Annotated in this window: 17 protein-coding genes; 7 read left to right on the top strand and 10 right to left on the bottom strand. The window is 54.7% G+C overall.

The genetic code is table 11. From position 1 onward, the window contains the following. Positions 1-53: 53 nt before the first annotated feature. Positions 54-953 carry a LysR family transcriptional regulator gene (locus tag AC1UKS_RS03470; RefSeq protein WP_482435755.1) on the bottom strand — a complete coding sequence of 300 codons (900 nt, stop codon included), beginning with the start codon at positions 951-953 and terminating at the stop codon, positions 54-56. Between the two features lie 104 nt (positions 954-1,057). On the opposite strand from AC1UKS_RS03470, the gene AC1UKS_RS03465 reads away from it, so the two are divergent. Next, positions 1,058-1,735 carry a hypothetical protein gene (locus tag AC1UKS_RS03465; protein WP_482435753.1) on the top strand — a complete coding sequence of 226 codons (678 nt, stop codon included), beginning with the start codon at positions 1,058-1,060 and terminating at the stop codon, positions 1,733-1,735. A gap of 42 nt (positions 1,736-1,777) precedes the next feature. Here AC1UKS_RS03465 and AC1UKS_RS03460 read toward each other — a convergent pair whose 3' ends face one another. The 4 genes from AC1UKS_RS03460 to AC1UKS_RS03445 all read right to left on the bottom strand — a co-directional run bounded on the left by AC1UKS_RS03460 (position 1,778) and on the right by AC1UKS_RS03445 (position 4,694). Further along, entirely contained in the window at positions 1,778-2,155 is a 378-nt protein-coding gene (locus tag AC1UKS_RS03460) for a DUF1090 domain-containing protein (RefSeq protein WP_482435751.1), read from the bottom strand. Between the two features lie 16 nt (positions 2,156-2,171). Continuing rightward, positions 2,172-2,654 (bottom strand): GlcG/HbpS family heme-binding protein, encoded by a 483-nt coding sequence (locus tag AC1UKS_RS03455; protein WP_482435749.1) that lies wholly within the window; start codon positions 2,652-2,654, stop codon positions 2,172-2,174. A gap of 70 nt (positions 2,655-2,724) precedes the next feature. Further along, positions 2,725-3,372, bottom strand: coding sequence for a response regulator transcription factor (locus AC1UKS_RS03450; RefSeq protein ID WP_482435747.1), 648 nt, complete (start codon positions 3,370-3,372; stop codon positions 2,725-2,727). Next, positions 3,369-4,694, bottom strand: a complete 1,326-nt coding sequence (locus tag AC1UKS_RS03445; RefSeq protein ID WP_482435744.1) for a sensor histidine kinase — start codon at positions 4,692-4,694, stop codon at positions 3,369-3,371. Before AC1UKS_RS03445 ends, AC1UKS_RS03450 begins: the two co-directional genes overlap by 4 nt. A 195-nt stretch (positions 4,695-4,889) precedes the next feature. Here AC1UKS_RS03445 and ampC point away from each other — a divergent pair, with 195 nt between their 5' ends. Then, complete coding sequence (gene ampC, locus AC1UKS_RS03440; RefSeq protein ID WP_482435742.1) at positions 4,890-6,056, top strand: class C beta-lactamase; 1,167 nt, start codon at positions 4,890-4,892, stop codon at positions 6,054-6,056. 79 nt (positions 6,057-6,135) lie between these two features. Here ampC and parE read toward each other — a convergent pair whose 3' ends face one another. From parE to nudF, 5 genes are read right to left on the bottom strand one after another with little or no spacing between them, the layout of a single operon-like run. Further along, positions 6,136-8,031 carry a DNA topoisomerase IV subunit B gene (gene parE / locus AC1UKS_RS03435; RefSeq protein WP_053144838.1) on the bottom strand — a complete coding sequence of 632 codons (1,896 nt, stop codon included), beginning with the start codon at positions 8,029-8,031 and terminating at the stop codon, positions 6,136-6,138. A gap of 53 nt (positions 8,032-8,084) precedes the next feature. Beyond that, entirely contained in the window at positions 8,085-8,666 is a 582-nt protein-coding gene (gene yqiA / locus AC1UKS_RS03430; protein WP_265909626.1) for an esterase YqiA, read from the bottom strand. Between the two features lie 3 nt (positions 8,667-8,669). Next, positions 8,670-9,497, bottom strand: a complete 828-nt coding sequence (gene cpdA / locus AC1UKS_RS03425) for a 3',5'-cyclic-AMP phosphodiesterase (protein ID WP_013203871.1) — start codon at positions 9,495-9,497, stop codon at positions 8,670-8,672. A 39-nt stretch (positions 9,498-9,536) separates the two neighbouring features. After that, positions 9,537-9,962, bottom strand: a complete 426-nt coding sequence (locus AC1UKS_RS03420; RefSeq protein ID WP_013203872.1) for a DUF1249 family protein — start codon at positions 9,960-9,962, stop codon at positions 9,537-9,539. Further along, positions 9,959-10,594 (bottom strand): ADP-ribose diphosphatase, encoded by a 636-nt coding sequence (gene nudF, locus AC1UKS_RS03415; protein ID WP_013203873.1) that lies wholly within the window; start codon positions 10,592-10,594, stop codon positions 9,959-9,961. The genes AC1UKS_RS03420 and nudF overlap by 4 nt, the downstream gene beginning before the upstream one ends. Before the next feature lie 212 nt (positions 10,595-10,806). On the opposite strand from nudF, the gene tolC reads away from it, so the two are divergent. The 5 genes from tolC (at position 10,807) to AC1UKS_RS03390 (ending at position 23,946) form a co-directional block, all read left to right on the top strand. Next, positions 10,807-12,285, top strand: coding sequence for an outer membrane channel protein TolC (gene tolC / locus AC1UKS_RS03410; RefSeq protein ID WP_482435738.1), 1,479 nt, complete (start codon positions 10,807-10,809; stop codon positions 12,283-12,285). Positions 12,286-12,429: 144 nt separating this feature from the next. Continuing rightward, positions 12,430-13,101, top strand: coding sequence for a DUF1190 family protein (locus tag AC1UKS_RS03405; RefSeq protein WP_013203875.1), 672 nt, complete (start codon positions 12,430-12,432; stop codon positions 13,099-13,101). A 4-nt stretch (positions 13,102-13,105) separates the two neighbouring features. Further along, the gene (locus tag AC1UKS_RS03400; RefSeq protein WP_265909628.1) at positions 13,106-14,266 is read left to right on the top strand and encodes a glutathionylspermidine synthase family protein; all 1,161 of its coding nucleotides are present in this window, start codon (positions 13,106-13,108) and stop codon (positions 14,264-14,266) included. 580 nt (positions 14,267-14,846) lie between these two features. Continuing rightward, positions 14,847-15,227 carry a hypothetical protein gene (locus AC1UKS_RS03395; protein WP_482435734.1) on the top strand — a complete coding sequence of 127 codons (381 nt, stop codon included), beginning with the start codon at positions 14,847-14,849 and terminating at the stop codon, positions 15,225-15,227. A gap of 235 nt (positions 15,228-15,462) precedes the next feature. After that, a complete protein-coding gene (locus AC1UKS_RS03390) occupies positions 15,463-23,946 on the top strand; it encodes an Ig-like domain-containing protein (protein ID WP_482435732.1) in 8,484 nt (2,827 codons plus the stop codon). The last annotated feature ends 78 nt before the right edge of the window (positions 23,947-24,024 follow it).

Here is a 24,024-nt window from a genome sequence, read left to right as displayed (position 1 = left end):
GATTTTTTTAACCCTGTCGGTATTCGCTGTATTTTCGCTGCACTTGCCCTTTTTTAAAGCAAAGGCTTGCTGGCGATCTGCTCGCTAAGAAAATCCAGGAAGCAGCTGATGCGCACCGATAAGGTGGTGTTGCGGTAGTAGACCGCGTGGATCGGGTGATGCATCTCGCGCGTAAGGTCATCCAGTACGGTAACCAGCCTGCCGCTGGCGCGATCCTCACGGCTGAGAAAATCGGAGATGCGCACGATCCCCTGCCCGTAAACCGCCAGCTGCCTGAGCGTTTCGCCACTGGATGCCGACATCGTCGGTTTGATTTGCAGCGGCTCCCCTTCACTCTTCCACACCGGCCAGACGTTGTGACGATCCAACTGGCTGAAGCCCAGTAAACGGTGATTGTCCAGATCCTCCACGCGGGTCGGCACGCCATATTTCGCCAGATAGTCCGGGCTGGCCACCAGGCGTAATCGGCTGCTGCCTAATGCCCTGGCATGAATACTGGAATCCCTGAGCTCGCCAATCCGGATGGCGATATCGGTCTGCTGCTCCAGTAGATCGATCACCAGATCGTCGGTATTCAGTTCAAGCTGAATCAACGGATAGCGCGCGGTGAATTCGTCCAGTAACGGCACGATCACATGCAGCATAAACGGCGTGGCGGCATTCACCCGCAAGCGGCCTGAAGGGACTTCACGACGCTGAGCAATATGCTCCTCGGCGGTTTCGACCGATCGCAGGATCTCCCGTGCGTGCTCCAGAAATATCTGGCCCTCTTCGGTCAGGGCGATACGTCGGGTGGTGCGGTGCAATAAGGTGGTCTGAAGCTTCTTTTCCAGCCTGCTCAATGCACGGCTGATGCCGGAAGTGGTCTGGCTCAGCTGCTCGGCGGCAGCGGTGATCGAACCGGTATCGACAACCACGACCCAGGCGCGCAGTTCTTCAAGCGTGATTTTCAAGGATGGCCTTAGCGAAAGTGAGGACCGGCTGAGTATATCCCAGAAACTGTGAAGTCATTTTCCCTATTTGTTGCGTGAAGTTTTTGCGACTAAAAACGACTTTGATGGTTTTTGTTTACTTCAGGAGAGATGATATCCTGCTTCAGTCACTCTGGAACCCGTGGCTTAGCTTTAAAATCTTTGGCGGTTTTTTGAGGCGATTTCTTTCACTGATAACCGGAAGTGTCTTTTACGATCTTATAGTGCATGGCCGGGAGATCGAACGTGCTATCGCGCGTCATGACGCTCATATGTTGAACCATTCCACGCCAGAACTGGAGCGCTATTTCTCACGTCCTGTCAGCGAACTTCCCCGACAAAATGCCTTCCCGATAGCCACGTTATTCCCGCTATTTCTGGTGGCTTTTGCCTTCAACCTGTTGCCCTTCCTGCACACTCTGCCCAAATTATCACCGCAGCTTCATGCGCTGAGCTTCTTTGCGCCGTCACTGGTAATGCTCGTCGCGTTAATAACCGCAAGCGTACTTGTGGCTCGTGGTTTCACCGCAGGGCTGACAGGATTCTTATCGCTGTTGCTCATTTTGCTTGCGCTGACGGTATCACAACTACTCAGTCAGCTGCTGGCCGGAGCTGGCTCCGTGTGGCCTCTGGCGATTGCCGCACTTGCGCTACTGTGTTGCAGACGGATTTTCAATAGCCGGGGGGTTGTGCTGTTTGCGGTTTATTGTCGCACCCAGCGTCTCGCTAATCTGGCGCGCAAAGTGCGCACCAGGGGCGATTAACATTTTTAGGGGCTGAATGGGGTCGGGATGACTTTTTCGACCCTACTTGCTCAACTGCGCCTGCGCGTCTTTTAACTCTTCGTTAGCGCTGTCCAGTTTCTTCTGCTGTTTGGCAATTTTTTTGCTGCTGCCGCTGGCCTGCGCTTCACGCAGATCGGCTTCGCGCTCGGCGACTTTGGCCTGCTTCTCGCTGACCTTCTGTTGGCGATCGGCCAGCAGACCGTCGTTAGTGCAGTGCTGATCGATCTCTTTCAGCGCTTTTTCCAGGCCCGCTTTCTGTGAACGGTTGCCATGGGCGTCAGCATACTTAATTTGTTCGACAACCTCTGCGCGTTTCGCGGCGCAGCCGGTTGCCGGTTCCGCGGCCTGGGCTGAACCCAACACCATTAGCAGCGAAGTCAGTAGAATGATTTTTTTCATGGTTTAGCCTTCCTCATCAGCCTTTGAACACATTATCGATAGCGGTCTGAGCGCACTGCTCATCCAGATTTCCGCCCGGTGCACCACCCACGCCTACCGCGCCGATCACCTGGTCGCCATCATGCAGCGGCAAACCGCCAGCCAGCAACAGGAAACCCGGGATGTCACGCATATTGGCGGCGACGGCGTTGGACTGCGCGGCTTCCATCACTTTGCCAGAGGCGTTTTTCGCGCTCAGCGCGGTGAAGGCCTTCATGCGGCTGGCTTCAACGGTGTGCGGGCCGGCGTTATCCATGCGCTGCAGGGATTTCACGTTGCCGCCACGATCCAGTACGGTCACGCTGACGTTATATTTTTTCGCCGAACAGGACTGAATGACGGCAGACGCCAATTCATTGGCCTGCTGCAGAGAAATGTTTTTTTCAGTCAGCGACGCGGCATGTACCGGCAGTGCGCTAAAGCAGGCCAGTACGGCCAGAGCAGAAAGGGTCTTTTTCATCTCAGTATTCCTGTTTTCGGTAAGTGGACCCTATTCTGCAGGAAACGTCAGAGGCGAACTATTCGGTGGATTACCCATCGTGCCTGGTAGATTTACCAGGTTCAGACAGGGTTTGCAGCCGGGCATACTGCCAGACCAGCGTGGCCAGGTTGTTGATCTCAAGGCGGGCAAAAATCGAGGCGCGATGCGCTTCGGCGGTACGCGGGGAAAGCGCCAGCGTCTTAGCGATCTCTTTGGCGCTCTGCCCTTCGACCAGCAGTGCCAGCACCTCGCGCTCGCGGTTAGTCAGCTGAGCAAACCGGGTCTCCAACTGCTGCCGTTCCTGCCATTGCCCGGCGCGCAGTTCGCTCTCTTTGAAGGCCTCGCTGATGCACTCAATCAGCGCATCGCTGTCGATGGGCTTGGTGAAAAACTCCCAGGCACCGTGCTGGAACGCCCGGCGGCACAGGTCGATAGTGCCGTGGCCGGTCATCAGGATCACCGGCATCAGCGGATAGTGACGGGACGTCTCTTCCAGCCAGCTCAGCCCGCTTTTTCCCGGCATGCGGATATCCAGCAACAGGCAACCGGTCAGCGAGGGCGTGACCGAAGCGTGGCTTTCAAAGGCGGTAATGCTGTCGAAGGTGTTGACCTGCCAGCCCAGCGTCTGCAACAGAAAGCTCAGGGATTCCCTGATTGACGCATCATCGTCGATCAGCCAGATAGATGACTCGTTCATTGCTTCTCCCAAAGCTGAAAACGCAGCTGGATGCAGGCTCCGCCAGCCTTATGATTCGACAGGCGAAGAGTGCCGTTCATTCGCAATACCAGCGTTTCTGCCAGCGTCATACCGAGGCCGATACCTTCGGCTCGGGTGGTGTAAAACGGCATCAGCGCCTGCTTCAGGCCCTCTTCCGAAAATCCTTTACCGCCGTCGGTCAGGGTTATCAACACGCTGCGATCGTCCACCCTGCACTGCACCCGAACCCAGCCTTTACGCTGCGCGCTTTGGGCCTGCACCGCGTTGCTTAACAGATTATGCAGCACCTGTTCCAGCCACAGGCGGTCGGCGCGCACCAATGGTGCTGGCGTAACAAAATCGCGCTGTACGGCTATTTCGCCTTCGCGGATCTCGCGCGCCAGCAGATCCTCCACATGTCCCCATAGACGTTTCACGTCCACCGCTTCCATCTTCACCTCACGTTGTTCAAGGTGATCGCGAAAGCGTTGCAGCAGTAAGGCAATGCGCTGAGTCTGGCTTAAGGCGCCCTCAAGCGCTTTCGGCAGCAGGCTGAGATCGCCCTTCGCCACCAGCCTTTGCGCGCCCTGTAACCAGGTCTGGATGGCGGTCAGCGGCTGATTGATCTCATGCACCATGCCCGCAGTAATTTCGCCTAACGCGTTGAGCTGTGAATGCTGATAAAACTGCGCGCGGCGATCGGCCTGGCGCTGGCGCTGCAGCTGGTGCAGTAGCAGAACCAGCCCACTGAGCAGCAGCGCCAGCAGTAACGAAGGCCATATTTTGACTACCGCCCAGTTTGCCGACGCGTCAGCGGTCAGCTTAAACGGCTGGATCTCTTGAGAAAATGTTGTTGACCAGTGCCAGATGCCGCCAGATTGCCCGCTGCCTGCGGTAAGCAGCACGTTTTCCTGCCAGCTTAAGGTCAGATGGCTGAACTCGGCCTGCTGCAATGCCGCGGAGACAACCGGGCGAAAGTCCACCAGCTCGCGGACGTTCTGCCAGGGATTGTTCAGCCAGTAGCGGCCGTTATCCGCGAGGGTGATCCGCTCTTGCTGGGAACTTCCCCCAGGCAAGGGTTCAATGGCGACAATTTGCGGGAATTTGTGATTAAGCGCGTTGGCATCGCTGCCGGGTGAGATCAGCGGCAATACCGCCGCATTCTGCGTCAGCCGGTAAGCAATCTGCAGCTCCACTTCCTGAAACGCCTTATTGAGCGCTTTCCATTGTTGATACAGCTGGATGCCGGGCACCACCATCAGCGGGATCACCATCAGCAGTAACCAGATGATCAGGCTGCGTTTTATCAGCGGAAATGTCACCAGAAAATCCTTAATCAGCACATTGGCGGCAGAGTAGCCTGTATTATCGCCAGGGATCAACTAAACGGACAGAGAATAAGGGAAAGGGTAAATGTCGCGGCCATCACATAATTGGCCGATTGCGGTTAAGGACATGTTAACTTCCGGGAGGATCCCTTAGCATAAGCCGGTTAATTAATTATCTGGAGCACTGTGATGTTTAAAGGACTTTCCCCTGTAGTTTGCCTGTCTGCCGTACTGACATTGACCTCTGCTGACGCTTTTTCTGCCCCGCCGCTGAGCAGTGAACAGATCAAAAGCGTGGTCGATGGCCAGATTGCCCCGCTGCTTAAAGCCCAGCAGATCCCCGGCATGGCCGTGGTAGTGATCTATCAGGGTCATCCCTGGTTCTTTAATTATGGCGTGGCGGAAGTGAAAAGCGGCCGCCCGGTTTCTGCCAACACTATTTTTGAGCTGGGCTCGGTCAGCAAAACCTTCACCGGCGTGCTGGGCGGCTATGCCGTGCAGAGCGGGCTGATCAAGCTCGACGATCCGGTGGCGAAATACAGTGCAGAATTGTCCGGCAAACAGTGGCGCGATATCACCCTGCTCAACCTCGCCACCTATACGGCGGGCGGGTTACCTCTGCAGGTGCCTGATGCGGTGACCGACCAGAAATCGCTGTGGAATTACTATCAGCAGTGGCAACCGCAGTGGAAAGCCGGAACTAAGCGCAACTATTCTAACGCCAGCATCGGCCTGTTTGGACTGTTAGCCGTGGCGAAATCTAACAGCAGCTTTGCTTCGCTGATGCAGCAGCAGGTTTTCACGCCGTTAAGCCTGTCCCACACCTACCTTCGCGTGCCCGAATCCGCTCAGGCTGACTACGCCTGGGGCTATAAAAATGGCCAGCCGCTGCGCGTGACGCCAGGCCCGCTGGATGAACAGGCCTATGGCGTGAAGTCCAGCGCGCAGGACATGGCGAAATTTTTACAGGCCAATATCGATCCCGACAGCCTGCCCGCGAAGGATGCGGTGCTGAAAGAAGCGCTGCTGACCGCGCAGAAAGGCTATTACCAGGTCGGGAATTTCCGGCAGGGGCTGGGTTGGGAGATGTATGACTGGCCGACCAATCCACAGACGATTATTGCCGACAGCGCAAACGGCATTGCGCTTAAGCCACGTGAAGTCACCGCGCTGGTTCCCGCCCACCCGGCAACGCCCGCCAGCTGGATCCACAAGACCGGCAGCACCAATGGCTTCGGTACTTACATTGCCTATATCCCTGCGGAGAAGCTCGGGATCGTGATGCTGGCGAACAAGAATTACCCAAACCCGGTGCGCGTGGAAGCCGCGGCGAATATTCTGCAGGCATTGCGTTAAGCTGTTAACCCGCCAGCATTGACGCAATAAAAAGGCCCGGACGGTTTCCTGTCCGGGCCTTTTTTATATCGGCGTTAGATTACGCTTCGATATCTGCCGTATGGCCGTTTTCCTGCAGCCAGTTGCGGCGATCTTCCGAACGCTTCTTCGCCAGCAGCATATCCATCACCGCCATGGTCTTCTCCACTTCATCATCTTCAACCGTCAGCTGAACCAGGCGACGGGTGTTTGGATCAAGGGTGGTTTCACGCAGCTGTAAGGGGTTCATCTCGCCCAGCCCTTTAAAGCGCTGTACGCCAGGCTTGCCCTTTTTACGCTTGAGCTGATCGAGAATGCCGGCTTTCTCTTCTTCATCCAGCGCGTAATAAACCTCTTTACCCAGATCGATGCGGTAGAGCGGCGGCATTGCCACGTAGACGTGGCCGTTTTTCACCAGCGTGCGGAAGTGACGGACAAACAGCGCGCACAGCAGCGTGGCGATATGCAAACCATCGGAGTCCGCATCCGCAAGAATACAGATTTTGCCGTAGCGCAGCTGGCTGAGATCTTCGCTGTCTGGATCGATGCCAATCGCCACCGAGATATCATGCACTTCCTGCGACGCTAACACTTCATCCGAAGAGACTTCCCAGGTATTGAGGATCTTACCTTTCAGCGGCATGATCGCCTGATATTCACGATCGCGGGCCTGCTTGGCGGATCCGCCTGCGGAATCCCCTTCCACAAGGAACAGCTCGGTGCGGTTAAGATCCTGCGCGCTACAGTCAGCCAGTTTGCCGGGCAGCGCCGGGCCGCTGGTCAGCTTTTTACGCACCACTTTTTTGGCAGCACGCATACGGCGTTGCGCGCTCGATACCGCCATTTCGGCCAGCATCTCAGCGGTCTGAATATTCTGGTTCAGCCACAGGCTGAAGGCATCCTTCACCACGCCCGAAACAAAGGCCGCGCACTGACGTGAAGACAGGCGCTCTTTGGTCTGACCGGCAAATTGCGGATCTTGCATTTTGACCGACAGCACGTAAGCACAGCGATCCCAGATATCTTCCGCAGACAGCTTCACGCCGCGCGGCAGGATATTGCGGTATTCACAAAACTCACGCATCGCATCCAGCAGGCCCTGACGCAGACCGTTGACGTGCGTCCCGCCCTGCATAGTCGGGATCAGGTTGACGTAGCTTTCGGTCAGCAGCTCGCCGCCTTCCGGCAGCCACAACAGCGCCCAGTCCACCGCTTCCACATCGCCGGCGAACGCGCCGACAAATGGCCGCTCTGGCAGCGTAGGCAGACCGTTTACCGCTTCACACAGGTAATCGGTCAGGCCATCGGCATAGCACCAGGTCTGTTCGGTGTTGTTCACGTTGTCTTTGAAAACAATTTCAACGCCCGGACAGAGTACCGCTTTTGCCTTCAGCAAATGGCTGAGGCGCGAAACGGAAAAGCGTGGGCTGTCGAAGAAGTTAACATCGGGCCAGAAGCGGACGCGGGTGCCGGTGTTGCGCTTACCCACGGTGCCGGTAACGTGCAAATCTTCCACTTTATCGCCGTTCTCGAAGGCCATTTCATAGACTTCGGCATTACGGCGAACCGTCACTTCCACGCGGGTGGAAAGGGCGTTTACCACCGAGATCCCGACGCCGTGCAGGCCGCCAGAGAACTGATAGTTTTTATTGGAGAATTTACCGCCGGCGTGCAGACGACAGAAGATCAGCTCAACGGCTGGAACACCCTCTTCCGGGTGAATATCCACAGGCATGCCGCGGCCATCGTCGATAACTTCCAACGATTGATCGGCATGCAGGATCACTTCGACGCGTTTGGCATGGCCCGCCAGCGCCTCATCGACGCTGTTATCGATCACTTCCTGACCTAAGTGGTTAGGACGTGATGTATCGGTGTACATCCCCGGACGGCGACGAACGGGTTCAAGGCCGCTGAGTACCTCAATGGAGTCAGCGTTATAGCTGGATTGAGTCATCGTATAAATCTGATTGGTGGCTAAAAGTGAGAAGCCAGTCGCCGCGACTCACGTCAGCCGGAGGACAAGCCCAGGAAGTCGAGGATCGGGGAGAAATGGCGTTCGAATCCGATAAAAGCATGATTGCCGCCCTCTTCAACCGTCTGGCGGCAGGCACTGTAGTAGTCCAGGGCCTGACGGTAATCGAGCACTTCATCACCCGTTTGTTGCAGCAACCAGAGCAAATCTGGTGACTTTAACGGGTCAATCTGCATCATTTTCAGATCGTAAATATGGCGTGACTCTAACACATATTGCTGGCCGGTGTATGGGTTCTCGTTGTTGCCCAAATAATCCGCCAACAGTTCAAAAGGCCGCACCGCTGGGTTCACCACCACCGCCGGAAGATGGAAGCGTTGTGACAGCCAGGTGGCGTAATAGCCGCCCAACGAGGAGCCGACAATGCCGACCTGTTCACCGGAGGCAGACATCAACCAGTTCTCCAGCATCTGCGCAGCTTCGCCAGGAAAAGCAGGGAGTTGCGGCACATGCACCTTGAGATCGGGATGGTAAGCGGCCAGCCATTCACGGAACTGGGTGGCTTTGGCTGACTGCGGGGAACTGTTGAAGCCATGCAGATAAAGTAGCGTGGCCATCCGTCAGTATCCTTCCGAATCGGGATCGGGACTAAAGGCCCGCGTCGCCAGGCGTTCGACCTGCGTTTCCACCCGGCCGTCCGGCAGAAGATCCAGCCATCGCCAGCCCGGCGCTTCGGAATCAATGGTGAAATTGGTGCAATGGGGTTTGAACTGCACGCAGGTCGACGGCGTCGCCAGCAGGCGGCGTCCGTTCCAGTTCAGATCGAGATCCTGATGAATATGGCCGCACAGCAGCGTGGTGGCCAGCGGGTATTTTTGCAGCACCGCATCCAGCGAGTGGGGATTGCGCAGGCTGTGTTGATCCAGCCAGGTGCAGCCAGACGGCAGCGGATGGTGATGCAACAGCACCAGCGTATGACGATGCGGCTCTTTCGCCAGCGTATTCTCCAGCCATTCCAGCTGATAGTCGCTGAGCATCCCGTGCGGCACGCCAAAGACCTGGCTGTCTAACAACACAATCTGCCAGCTGTCGCCAATCAGCACATGTTTTTCATCGGCAATCTGCGATTCGGCCAGGGTGCTGAACATGGCTGGCTGGAAGTCGTGATTTCCCGGCAGCCAGACGCAGGGTGCGGGCAGGCGCGCGATACCCTCAGCAAAATGCTGATAGGCTTCGACAGTATGGTCCTGAGCCAGATCGCCCGTGGCGACAATCAAATCATAGTGACGGGGGCTGGCGGATATTGCCTGCAGTACCGCGTCATAACTGGCCCAGGTGTTCACACCCAGCAGCGTTTCATCTTTACCTGCAAAGAGGTGGGTATCGGTTATCTGTAAAATCCTGACCGTAGACCCACCCGCCGCAGGAAGTAGTAGCCGGCTATCCAATCAAAATCCTTAGGGTTAACGCCATCTCAGTTGTCTGTTTTAGCAAACCGGTACGGCCATCGCGCCATGCGCCAAACAGTAGCGCAACCAGTCTGCGAGGAACTGGTTTATCTGATGCTTTTCATCACGCTGATGGAGCTTTTTATTAGGATAATCATAGCGCGCTTTGAAGCGATAGATCTGTTGCGTTGAACACACTTCCGCAACCATCGCATCGTGATACAGCCTGACGGACATGGCAGGCAGGCTCCAGTAGCTCACCGCGGGCGCGGTTTGCTTCACTTCCACCAGCGTGGTGTAACGCGTCGATTCCTGGATGGTGACAGAATAATGGGCACCGTTCACCTGATAGGTCACTGACTCTCCCGCCTGGTCTTCTTTAGGCAGCAGGCGACGCAGCTGGGCGAAATTGGTTTCGCACACGCGCATCATTTCAGGGAAATCAGGTACATAGCGCTTTATCATTCGGTTTTCCACTCGTTGCGTAATTTTTTATGGTGCAGTTCAAGCCATTGCAAAGCGATGACAGAGGCTGCGTTATCTATTTTCCCCTCTTCCACCCACTGATAAGCCTGCTCACGGCTGACCACATGGACAAGAATATCCTCATTCTCTTCCTCCAGACCGTGGTTTCCCTTCGCCACGCTGGCATCCACTTCTCCCACCAGGATATGCAACCGCTCGCTGGTGCCGCCAGGACTGGCCAGATAGCTCAGCACCGGCTTCACGCGCGCGGGGGTTATCCCGGCTTCTTCTACGGCTTCACGCCGCACCACATCTTCATAGGTTTCGCCCGGCTCAACGATCCCGGCGACTAATTCTAACAGCCAGGGCGTCTCACTGCTGTCAAACGCGGGAATTCGGATTTGTTCGATCAGGACCACTTCGTCGCGCACGGGGTCATAGGGTAGCAGCACTGCGGCATGTCCGCGCTCAAAGACTTCCCTTTTTACTTCACCACTCATCCCACCCTTAAATAAGCGGTGACGAAATCGGTAGCTGGTGAGTGAAAAAAAACCGCTATAAAGTGTCTCTCGTGCAATAATTTCTACATCGTTTTTTGTGAAAGTCACTGGGTATTTTTTGCTGTTTTCCATCGGGGCAGCTCCATTCCGGATGAGTGCGAAAACGAGAAAAGCAACCCGAATCCGCTGAGAGTGTGGTTCTTAATGAATTATTTAAGTAAATTAGGGCAACATGGCACGTTCAGCCAACTTAACTGTTCCGTTTACTCTGCTAGAATCGGCGATTATTTTTTGGCTTACGTCAGCGCTACCATAGCAATTTTGCTGCACTACAAGGAATGCAAATGAAGAAACTGCTCCCGTTACTCATCGGCCTGAGCCTGGGCGGCTTCAGTGTCGCCAGTCAGGCAGAAAACCTGTTGCAGATTTACCAACAGGCTCGTTTGTCTAACCCCGATCTTCGCAGTTCTGCAGCAGATCGTGATGCGGCCTTTGAGAAAATCAACGAAGCCCGTAGCCCGTTGTTGCCGCAGTTAGGCCTGGGTGCTGATTATACCTATAACAACGGCTATCGCGACAGCAGTGGCCTGCATTCCAATACCACCAGCGGAACCTTGCAGCTGACTCAGACCATTTTTGATATGTCAAAATGGCGCGCGCTGACCCTGCAGGAAAAACAAGCCGGCATCCAGGATGTGACTTATCAGACTGCACAGCAGACGCTGATCCTGAACACCGCTACCGCCTACTTTAACGTGCTGAATGCGATTGATACGCTGTCCTACACCGAAGCGCAGAAACAGTCTATTTATCGCCAGTTAGATCAAACCACCCAACGTTTTAACGTCGGATTGGTCGCCATCACTGACGTGCAGAACGCCCGTGCCCAGTACGACAGCGTGCTGGCTAACGAAGTGACCGCACGTAACGCGCTGGATAACAATGTGGAAATCCTGCGTCAGGTCACCGGCAACTACTATCCAAACCTGGCATCGCTGAACGTTGAACGTTTTAAAACGGAAAAACCGCAGCCGGTTAACGCACTGCTGAAAGAAGCAGAAAGCCGCAACCTGAGCCTGTTGTCTGCCCGTTTGTCACAGGATCTGGCACGCGAATCCATCCGCTCAGCCGAAACGGGCCATATGCCAACCCTGGACCTGACCGCCTCTACCGGTTTGTCTAACAGCAAATACGGTGGCAGCCGCGCCAACCAGACGTCTGCGACCGATGACAGCATTACCGGTTCTAACCAGGTTGGCCTGAGCTTCTCTCTGCCGCTGTACAGCGGTGGCGCGGTGACCTCTCAGGTTAAGCAGGCGCAGTATTCTTTCGTTGCTGCCAGCGAGCAGTTAGAAAGCGCGCACCGTTCTGCCGTTCAGACCGTGCGTTCTTCCTTTAACAACGTGAATGCCTCCATCAGCAGCATCGACGCATACCGTCAGGCCGTGGTCTCTGCGCAAAGCTCCCTCGATGCGATGGAAGCCGGTTATCAGGTGGGTACGCGTACCATCGTTGATGTACTGGATGCGACCTCCACGCTGTACAGTGCCAAACAGCAGCTGTCCGATGCCCGCTACAGCTACATGATCAATGAGCTGAACATCAAGTCGGCACTGGGTACGCTGAACGAGCAGGATCTGCAGTCGCTGAATGCCCGCCTGGGCAAAGATGTGTCCACCTCTCCTGAGGCGGTCGCACCTGAAACCCCGGAGCAAAATAACGCGGCTGATAACGGCAATGCTGCACCCGCCCGGGTTCATGCCACGCCGGTTGCGCAAAGCACCGCGCCAGCCCGTGCCAGCGGCAATCCTTTCAGTAAGTGATCCGCTGAGGGGCAGCGCCTGCTGCCCCTTCACAATCAAACGTATAGCTAAGTAAAGATCCCCCTCCGTACTGCCCTCATCGCTTCATTTTTCACCGCTGTTACCCTATTCTATGCACTACCTTTGGGCACAGGACAGAACGTGATGAAACGGACTAAACAAATCAATCATGCCTCCTTTCGCAAAAGCTGGAGCGCACGACACTTAACCCCGGTAGCCTTAGCGGTCACCGCGGTCTTTATGCTTGCCGGTTGTGAACAATCGGATGAAAGCGTTTCCCTGTATCAAAATGCCGACGACTGCTCCAGCGCCAACCCGGGCAAAAGCGAGCAATGCACCACGGCGTTCAACAACGCGAAAAAAGAAGCGGAAAAAACCGCACCGAAATACGCAACACGTGAAGACTGCGTGGCGGAATTCGGTGAGGGTCAGTGCCAGCAAACCCCTGCTCAGGCGGGTGTAGGCACAACCAATAATGCTGAATCTCAGCAGAGCGGAAGCTTCTGGATGCCGCTGATGGCCGGCTACATGATGGGCCGTATGATGGGCGGCGGGTTTGGTGGTCAACAGCAGCCGCTATTCACCTCACGCGCACCGAACAGCCCGGCCAACGGCAAGTTTGTTGATGCCAGCGGTAAAAGCTTTGGCGCTGCCACACCAGGTCGCACCATGAACGTGCCGAAAACCGCCATGGCGCCGAAACCTGCCACCACCAGCACGGTCACCCGTGGCGGCTTTGGTGACAGCGTAGCTAAGCAGGCCACCGCGCAGCGTAGCAGCGCGACATCCGGTTCCCGCCGCACCTCAGGGGGCTAATGCCATGAAGCGTCTTGCTATCGCTGAACGCCCGGACTGGCGTGAAAAGGCCACCGAATACGGTTTCCGTTTTCATACCATGCACGGCGAGCCTTACTGGTGTGAGGATGCTTACTACCAGTTTACGCTCCAGCAGATTGAGAAGCTGGAGGACGTAACCAGCGAACTGCATCAGATGTGTTTACAGGTGGTGGAGAAAGTGGTGAACAGCGAACAGCTGCTCGCCAAATTCCGCATTCCAAAACACACCTGGGACTTCGTACGCGCCTCGTGGAAAACCAACCAGCCGTCGCTCTATTCGCGGCTGGATCTGGCCTGGGATGGCCATTCCGACATTAAGCTGCTTGAGAACAACGCCGATACGCCGACCTCGCTGTATGAAGCGGCCTTCTTTCAGTGGATCTGGCTGGAAGATCAGCAGGCGGCGGGTAACCTGCCCACCGGCAGCGATCAGTTTAATAGCCTGCAAGAGAAGCTGATTGAGCGCTTTGCCGACCTGCACCAGCAGCATGGCTTTAGCTGGCTGCATTTTGCCTGCTGTCGCGACACCGACGAAGATCGTGGCACGGTTCAATATCTGCAGGACTGCGCCACCGAAGCCGGCTTACCGAGCGAATTTCTGTTTATGGATGAAATTGGCCTGGGCGAAAGAGGCCAGTTCACCGATGTGCATGACCAGGTGATCGGCAACCTCTTCAAGCTCTATCCGTGGGAGTTTATGCTGCGTGAGGTGTTCTCTACCAAGCTGGAAGATGCTGGCGTTCGCTGGCTGGAACCGGCATGGAAAAGCATCATCTCCAACAAAGCGTTGCTGCCGCTGCTGTGGCAAATGTTCCCCAATCATCCGAATTTATTGCCGGCGTATTTTGCCGAAGATGACGTGCCGCATATGGATAAATATGTGGTTAAACCGTTGTTTTCGCGCGAAGGTTCTAACATCAGCATCATTGAAAACGGCAAGGAAATTGCCAGTGCCGATGGCCCTTATGGCGAAGAAGGCATGATTGTGCAGCAGTTCCACCCGCTGCCAAAATTTGGCGACAGCTACACCTTAATTGGCAGCTGGCTGATTGACGATCAACCTGCTGGTATTGGCATCCGCGAAGACCGGGCGTTGATTACTCAGGATCTGTCGCGGTTCTATCCGCACACCTTTATCGAATAACGCTGTTATGCCTTTCAGTTGAGCACTCTGTTAACGCGGAGTGCTTCGCTGAGACTCTTAGGCCATTGCCACGATACCCTCAATACTCTTCTTCCACCTGCGTCATCCTCATCCGAACCTTTTTTCCTTAATCTCAGAAAATCGGGGCTGGAGCGCCATGATATTGCCTAATTTTTTTGCGAAACGTCTTACATTGTCCAACTAATAATAATCGACCTTCTCACGCTATAATGAGTAGAACGCGGAATGATATCTGAATAATAACCCTCTCGTTATGTCTAAAGGAGTCAATAACAGTTTAATATAGCCACTAACGAGCCCTGTTAACATTAATATTGCTAATTAAGATTTTTACTATATTCATGATCGTTTTGACAAAACAAAACCTCTCAACCAATCGTAAAAAACGATTTCATTAACCCATCTCCCGATCTTATCCTCATGCGAAAGTTTTTAAGAATATTCCCCTCCACTCAAGGAATCTTAATAACTTTCTTAAATATACTGCATTATTATTTGGTGAGGGCATGCACGCGCTTATCAATTACGCCCGGCCAGGATAGCCATAAGGATATGTACTATGAAAATTCATCAATTCGTCTCACTTGCCCTTCTTTCACTGACACTGTGTGCCTGCAGTACGCCGCAAGGAAAAAAAGGAACGGTAAAAAAAACCGGTGATAGCCTGGTCCAACAAAAGACTGACGGCAAGAAATGTGTAGACAACTTCGATATGCTGAAAGGCCTTAATTACGAAGCCTTTAATCAGTACCGCTTGCAGTTTGACAAGATTAATAACTCCCATGCCTATTTTAAAAGCCACGAAGACCTGATGGAAAAGGATCCAAAAGAGCTGATGACGCTGACACTGAATGACAAGCTGAATATGATCTGTGAGCGGGTAAAAAGCCAGGCCTTCCTCGAAATTCAAAAAAAAATGAAAAGCATCAGCCAGATTTAATCAAACCATTTTTTGCCGCTGACAGCCTGTCACACTAAAAACCAAAAAATCTTTTCCAACATTTTTTTCTCTACTTTCCATAACCTCCTCTCCGGGGTTATGGAACTTTTTTTAAGGACGGGAAGATATGGAATTCAAATTCAAAAAAATTGCCGCAGTTCTTGTTATTCTGAACCATCTATTTGTTTCAATTGCTATACCGCTTTATTCTTCAACCGCCCGGGCAGAATCAGACATGATGGCGTTAAGTGAGACGATGGCGGAGCTCAACGCGGGGATAAGTACCCTGCCAGACCGCCTGACCCTTGAGCCCGGGTCTGCAACAACGGAGCAGGGAAAAAACCATCCTTCGCCGTCGGCACTGGACCTTTCGTCCCCTTTATTCCCCGCCCCACCGGCCTACAGCACCTCTTCTTCCTCTGGCCCGTTCAATAGCGCGGCTGAGCTGGATAAAGAAGACCGCAATGACCTTATTTCACAGATCCCTTCACTGGAAGGCAGCCAGAGCAGCCTATCAGAAGAAAAATCGCTGCTGTTAAAAGAGGACATGCAACGTTCCCGTGACGCGGATGATAACGATATGCGTCCACTGCAAGGCATAAAGCAATTCTGGCAAGTGATGGGCGCAGACAGCCGTTCTCAGGCCGGTATGGGCGTAATTACCGGTATTGCCAATGATATGGCCAGCAGTGCGCTGCGTGACTGGATGGGTCAAAGCGGCAATACCCGCATCCAGTTCAATTCTTCTGGTGAAGCCAGTGCAGATTTATTGTTACCCTGGTGGGATACCCCAAGCACGCTGCTGTTTAATCAACAGGGCGTTCGGGTCAATAAAGAACGTACCACGTTCAATCTCGGTCTGGGGTTGCGTCATTACCTTTCCGATCACTTTATGCTCGGGGTCAACAGCTTCTATGACCACGATATTACCGGCAATAATGCGCGATTCAGTGTCGGGGCAGAAGCCTGGACCCACTACTTAAAACTGAGCGCCAATAAATATCAGCGCCTGACCGACTGGCACCAGTCGCCACTGGATGCGATGGAAGATTACGACGAGCGCCCAGCCAATGGTTTCGATCTGGCTGCGGATGCCTGGCTGCCCTTCTATCCACAATTTGGCGGCTCGGTGAAGTATGAAAAGTACTTTGGCAAAGGGATCGTTCTCGATAACGCCGCCAGCCCAAGCGACCTGCGCGATTCCCCTTCCGCAGTCACCACCACGCTAAACTACACGCCGATCCCGTTGCTGACCTTTAAAGCGGGTCACAAGTCAGGTAGCGGTTCCGACAGCTTTGTCGGACTGGACATTAATTACCGCCTTGGCCTGTCGTGGCAAGAACAGACAGACCGGGAAACCGTCAGGGTGATGCGCAGCCTCCCGGGGGCGCGCTACGATTTTGTCGATCGTAACTACAACATCGTGATGCAATACCGCAAACAGAACCTCATCTCACTCTCCCTGCCCGCCTCTGTTAGCGCTGAAGCGGCGTCCACCACGGTGATCACCGCAAGCGTGCGCGCCAAATACGGTTTAAAGAAAATTGACTGGCGCGCAGCAGAGTTGATTGCGGCGGGCGGCTCACTGTCTCAGGATTCTGCGACCTCTGTCGCGGTCAAATTACCGAAGTATCTGCACGAAGGCGTTAACAGCTATACCGTTTCGGCCATTGCCACCGATAACCACGGCAATGTCTCGCCAGAAAGTACCGTGGTGATCACCCTTATCCCTTCCAGCACCATCATCACGCTGGATGTTAAGCCGGCCGATAATGTGGTGGCTAACGGCGTTGATTCAGCACAGTTACTTGCCACAGTCACCGGTAAATCCGGTGAGCTGTTAAGCGATCTCAACGTGCGCTATGTCGTTTCAGGGATCGACGACAGCTGTATTCTGAAGGGCGCAAACAGCTGTGAAGCGCTGCATATTACCGACACCTCTGGCACTGCAGTTGTGCCGCTGGCATCGACCAAAGCCGGTAAGGTCACCATTTTCTCACATCTCGATAACGGCAACCGCGACAGTAAAACGCTGAACTTTATTGCTGACCGCAGTACTGCCGAACTGGCTGAACTGACCATTGACGTCAACAATGCCGTCGCCAATGGCAAAGCCGCCAATAAAGCCAGAGTGCGGGTCGCCGACTACTACGGCAACCCACTCGATAATGTGCCGGTCACCTTCTCGGTCGCAGGGGAGGCGACGCCTTCTACAACCGCCACCGTGACTGACAGCAACGGATCTGCCACCGTGGATGTAACCAGTAAACTGGCTGGCAACGTCACCCTGACGGCATCGGCCGCTGGCTTTTCGAAGCGTGCAGAGCTGACGTTTGTTGCAGATATGAGTACGGCGAAAATTGATGACTTATCTGCAACGCCATCGACAGATTTAGTCGCTAATAACAATGACGCCGCGGTTCTGACGGCAGTAGTGAAAGATATTAACGGCAACCGCGTCAGTGGCGCGCCGGTCATTTTCAACGCAACGGGCGGGGCCAAACTGGCCCAGACGACGGTGATCTCCGATGCAGACGGAGCGGTCAGGGTTGACCTGTCCAGCACCCGCGCGGGCAGCAGTACGGTAACCGCAACGACGGGGGAGGATAAAACAGGTAAGCAGGTCACCGTCACCTTCATCAGTGATATCAGTACCGCACAGATAGGCCAGTTCACCGCTTCGCCAGAAACGGGCGTCAAAGCGGATGGCGCTGAAGCCGCCGAGCTGAAAGCCGTGGTGCAGGATGCTCAGGGCAACGTCGTCAGCGGGATTGTGGTTAACTTTGCAATAGTCAGCGGCAATGGTCTTCTCAGCCAAACTGCAGTGATATCAGGCGATGACGGCACCGTTGCGGTTAGCCTGACCAGCGCCACAGCCCACAGCATTACCGTCAGCGCCACAACGCCTTTTGACGCGACAGGTAAGCAGGTTTCCATTGAGTTTGCTGCGGACGTTGCCACGGCCGGCGTTGATGACCTTATCGCAACGCCCGCCACTGAGGTGAAAGCTAACGGCATTGCCACCTCGATCCTCAGCGCACGGGTTAAAGACGCCAGGGGCAACCTCGTCCGCGGGGCAAAGGTGAGCTTCAACGTGCCTGCTGACGGGAACAGCAAATTAAGCCAACCTTCCGCTATTACCTCCAGTGAGGGTATCGCCACCGTTCAGTTGACCAGCACGCTGGCAGATATTATTACCGTTACGGCGAAAACCGATTTTGATACCACAGGAAAACAGACCAGCGTCAGCTTTATTGCTGATACCACGACAGCGAAAGTTGCCAGCCTGAACGCATCGCGCGAAGCAGAGGTGAAAGCTGACGGCTCCGACAGTTCACAACTGACCGCGCGGGTAACAGATAATTTTGGCAATGCAGTAGCGGGCGTTACGGTCACTTTCCGCGTGCAGGGCAATGCCGTCCTCGGTGAGTCGACTGCTGAAACTGCCAGTGACGGCACCGCGACAGTCAGTCTTACCAGTAAGGCGGCAGGAAGCAGCACGGTGACCGCAGTGGTCGACGGTGACAATATCGGTAAACAGGCGGCTGTTAGCTTTAAAGCCGATATCACCACCGCGAAAGTCGTCGAGCTCACCCCTTCTCGCGATGCAGATGTCTTGTCTAACGGCAGCGATATGTCGGTGCTCACCGTGAAGGTTGAGGATGCCAACGGCAACCTCGTCGATAACGCCAAAGTCTCGTTCGATGTGTCCGGCAAGGGATCCGTGACGCCATCTCCGGCCACCACGACTAACGGCATCGCGACCGTGCGGCTTACCAGCACTGAGGCCGGCATCGTCACCGTTAAAGCCACCACTGACACTGATGCCACCGGCAAGCAGACTTCAGTCACTTTCATGGCCGATGTTGGCACCGCGAAAATCGACAGCCTGCACGCTTCACGGGATTCTGATGTGAAAGCCAATGGCACCGACAGTTCGGAGCTTACCGTTACGGTGAGCGATGCCAATGGCAACCTGGTCAACGGCGCAAAGGTATTCTTCAGCGCAACAGGTAAAGGGCAGTTAAGTCCGAACCCAGCCACCACCGTAAACGGTGTGGCCACGACCGTGTTGACCAGTCTGGGTGCGGAAAGCATCAGCGTAACCGCGACAACCAACGTCGATAGCACCGGTAAGCACGTTTCCGTCAGCTTTATCGCCGACGCGGACACTGCGACAATTGCCGACTTCATCGCATCACCAGCGAATGAAGTGACGGCTAACAGCGCTGACAGCGCGACGCTTACCGCCACGGTGAAGGATGCTCAGGGCAACCCTATCGATGGCACGCAGGTCTACTTCAGCGTATCCGATGGGAGTAAGGGCAAGTTAAGTTGGAAATCGGCCACCACCGGTCAGAATGGCATCGCTACCGTGCAGATCACTAACGCCGTCGCTGAAGTCAGTACGGTGACGGCTGTCACCGACTTTGATCAAACGGGCAAACAGGCTTCTGTCAGCTTTACGGCCGACCTTGCCACGGCGAAAGTAGATGACTTAACCACAACCCGTACAGAAGAGGTGACTGCTAACGGCAATGACAGTACAACCCTTTTTGCTACAGTGAAGGATTCAAATGGCAACCTGGTCAATGGTGCTAAAGTCACCTTCAGCGTGGTGACAGGAGAAGGAGAACTGAGCCAGAAATCGGCCAACACGGTGAATGGTATTGCGAGCGTTAGTCTGGTCAGTACCCGCGCTGAAACCAAAACTGTTAAAGCAGTAACAGAATTTGATCCCACCGGAAAACAGGCCTCCGTCAGCTTTGTCGCCGACCTGGCTACGGCGCAAATCGTCGAAGCTTCGTTAAGAGATAACTTCGCGCGGGCTGACGGTAAAGACAGTTCGTCAATTTTCGTCACCGTCGAAGATGCCTACGGAAATCCGGTGAATAAGGCTACCGTTTTCTTTAGGGTGGATGGCACTGCCAAATTAGGTTACTCGTCAGCGCCAACCGAAGTACACGGCTTAACCGTGGTGTATCTGACCAGCCTTGTCGCGGCCACCAGCACCGTCACCACAACAACTGCTTTTGACCAAACGGGTAAAAATTCGTCCATCACCTTTATCGCCGATAGCACTAGCGCGAAAGTGGACAGCCTTACCTCCTACCCTTCCACCGCACTGGCAAATGGCAGTTCAGTCATCACGCTGACAGCGGTTGTCACGGATGCCAACAACAACCCGGTGAGCCAGGTGCCGGTAAGCTTTACGGCTACTGATGGGGCAATACTGAAGTCGAACTCAGTAACCACCGACAGCGACGGTAAGGTCAGTGTTGAGCTAACCAGTGTCAACGCAGGCGGCAGTACGGTGACCGCCACCACGGACACTGACTCAAACGGTCAACAGACCACCGTCACCTTTGTCGCGGAAGCGAAAACAGCCAGTATTGTCAGTTTCACCGCCACGCCTTCATCCGCAGTCAAGGCTGACGGCAAAGCCATGTCCACACTGACCGCCACGGTGAAAGATGCCAATGGTAATGCCGTTAACGACGAGCTGGTAAGCTTCAACATTACCGGTAGCGCCCAGCTGAGCGCGTCATCCTCCAGAACTGATAGCAGCGGAAACGCCTCGGTGACGCTGACCAGCACCGCTGCTGACAGCAACACAATCACCGCTGTTACGGCTTACGACACCAGCGGAAAACAGAGCTCCGTCAGCTTTATTGCCGACGTCACTACAGCAAATATCGACAGCCTGACCGCCTCGCGGGCGGATAACGTTACGGCTGACGGCAGCGACAGCTCGGTGATTACCGCAAGGGTGAAAGATGCCAATGGCAACCTGGTCAACGGCGCAAAAGTCACCTTTAGCGTCACGGATAATGGCACCCTCAGTCAGAACATTGCCACGACTGTTGAAGGCATCGCCACCGTGCAGCTAACCAGCCTGACGGCAGAGAGCATCACGGTCACGGCGACCACCGACGCTGACGCTACCGGTAAACAAACCAGCGTCAGTTTTGTTGGCGACCCAACGACGGCGATAGTTGACACTCTGACGGCCTCGCGGACTTCCGGCGTGGTGGCAAACGGGATTGACTACTCGGTGCTGACGGCAACGGTGAAGGATATTAACGGTAACCTGGTTAGCGGTGCAAAAGTATGGTTTGAGCGTACTCCCGGCTATAGTGACTTAAGCCAGGCATCAGTCATTTCTGTCGATGGCCTGGCTAGCGTCCAGCTTACCGACCGTATTGCTGAAACCATCGAGGCCATAGCGTATACCGACGCCGATCCTGTCGGCAAAGAGGTCTACGTCAGCTTTATCGCCGATAGCACCACGGTGAAGATCGACACGCTTACTGCGTCACGGGATTCAGACGTGACGGCGGATGGCTCCGACCATTCAGAGATTAGCGCTACCGTGAAAGATGCCAACGGTAATCCGCTCAGTGGGGTTGCGGTGTCATTTGCCGTGACATCCGGTGAGGGTGTGCTGGCTGAAACGACCATAAGCAATGTGAAAGGCGTGGCGACGGCGAACCTTACCAGCCGAAGCGCCAGTAGCAGCACCGTCACGGCGACCATTGAGGGCGACAACATCGGCCAACAGGTTAGCGTCAGCTTTGTGGCCGATGCCGCCACCGCGCATGTAGATTTCCTGGACGCTTCGCGCAAATCCGACGTCATCGCCAACGGTGCCGACAGCTCGGTGCTCAGGGCCAGGGTGCTCGATGCCAATAACAATGCGGTGAGCAACAAACCCGTCAGCTTCACCATAAGCGGAAACGCCAATCTGACCGGCCCGTCAGCGACGACGGACAATGAGGGTTATGCAGAAATAACCCTGACCAGTCTTACCGCAGACAGTAGCACCATTACTGCAACCACTGATTACGATAAAACCGGTAAGCAGGCTTCGGTGAGCTTTATCGCTGACCAAGCCACGGCCAAAGTCGACAGTCTTATCGCTGCACCTGAAAGTGGAGTGACTGCCAACGGCAAGGATAAATCTGTGCTGACGGCAACGGTGTCGGATGCCAACGGAAATCGGGTCAATAACGCCCGTGTGACGTTCACCATTGAGGGCAACGCCAGCCTGAGTACCTCCTCGGCGACAACCGACAGTGACGGTAAAGCAATGGCGATCGCGACCAGCTGGTTAGCCGGGAGCAACACGGTTCTGGCGCAGACCGCCTATGACGAAACGGGTAAGGAGGCTTCGGTCAGCTTTATTGGCGATGCCGCTACTGCCACCATCGATAGTTTCAGCGCATCGGCCAACGAAGTCATCGCTGACGGCACCTCACTCTCCACTCTGACGGCGACAGTAAAAGATGCCAATGGCAATCTGCTGGGTGGAACTGAGGTGACATTTACGGTGGTTGGTGATGCCACGTTGAACCCGTCCCCTGCTGTCACCAACAATGAAGGCAAGGTAGAGGTCACGCTAGCCAGCAAGGCGGCGGGAGAGAATGTGATAACGGCGGTCACTGACTATGACAGCAGCGGCAAACAGGTTTACGTAACCTTTATCGGCAATAAAACCACGGCCAAAGTCGCTGACATCATGATGTCAGCGAATGCGCCGCAGGCTAATGGCAAAGACCCGTTGATCCTCACGGCGGTAGTACAGGATGCCAATGACAACCCGGTCAGTGACGTCGACGTGATCTTTAACGTAAACGGTAAAGCGGCGCCGAATCAGCTAACTGCTCGCACCGACAGCGACGGTTACGCGACCCTGACGCTGACCAGTACCGTCGCTGGAAGCAATATTGTTACGGCCCGGACGGATGCGGTTGAAGACAGTCGGACCATCACCGCCGAGTTTTACGCCGATGCCAGCACCGCCAGGGTGGCCAGCCTGACCGCAACACCGGCACAAGGCGTTGTTGCCGACGGTGTTGCCGTCTCGACCATCACGGCACTGATCACCGACGCCTACGATAACCCCGTGACGGATGCAGTAGTCACCTTCTCCGCGCCAGGTACGCTTAGCCAAAGTCAGGTACAGACCGACAGTGCAGGACTGGCTGTCACTACCGTGAGCAGTACGCAAGCCATGACAATGGAAGTCATGGCCAGTACCAATGCCGTTGACAAAACGGTGGAGGTTACCTTTATCGGGGACAGCAAAACAGCGTTCATCGACAGCCTGACGGCCTCGCCAGTGGCCGGCGTTACTGCGGACAACTCAGCCTTCTCAACGCTAACCGTCGTGGTGAAAGATGCCAGCGGTAATCCCGTTAAAGGTTTAAATGTAACGTTTAGAACCATACAAAGCGTAAACTTACGTTTTGCTTCTATAAGAGCGACAGACGCTAACGGCATAGCCACAGCTAAGGTCTACAGCTTCCTTGCAGGAAGTAAGACCATCAATGCCATCATCAGCACTGACACAACGGGCAAGTCCACAGAGGTCACCTTTGTTGCCGGCCCTATAAGTGCCAGCAACTCAGTCTTGCAGCTCAGCAACAACAGCATATTGTCAGCCGATGGGAAATCTACGCTGACCATAACGTTAACTGCGAAAGACCAATATTTAAATACCGCCACAGGTGCGAAGGTGGCCTTCAAGGTCGCTAATTTAGATGGAGCAAAAATCAGCGCGGTGACTGAAGAAGACGGCGTTTACACGGCGACACTGACCAGCGGAACGACAGCGGGCACAGGAACGATTACCGTACTGGAAAATGAGACTCTGTTAGAAGGTCTGTCCGCTGAAGTGGGCCAGTACTCATCACAGGTAACCCTGTTAATCAATTAGCACTCTACGAACCTGTCTTAAGGATAGCAGGCCGGTATATACCGGCCTGCTAAGAGAGACCTTCAACGAAACATTAAA

The sequence above is a fragment of the Erwinia sp. AK-PDG3-5 genome (assembly GCF_056821705.1).
The sequence above is the reverse complement of the archived record's forward strand: the minus strand, read 5'-3'. Positions and strand labels throughout refer to the sequence as shown.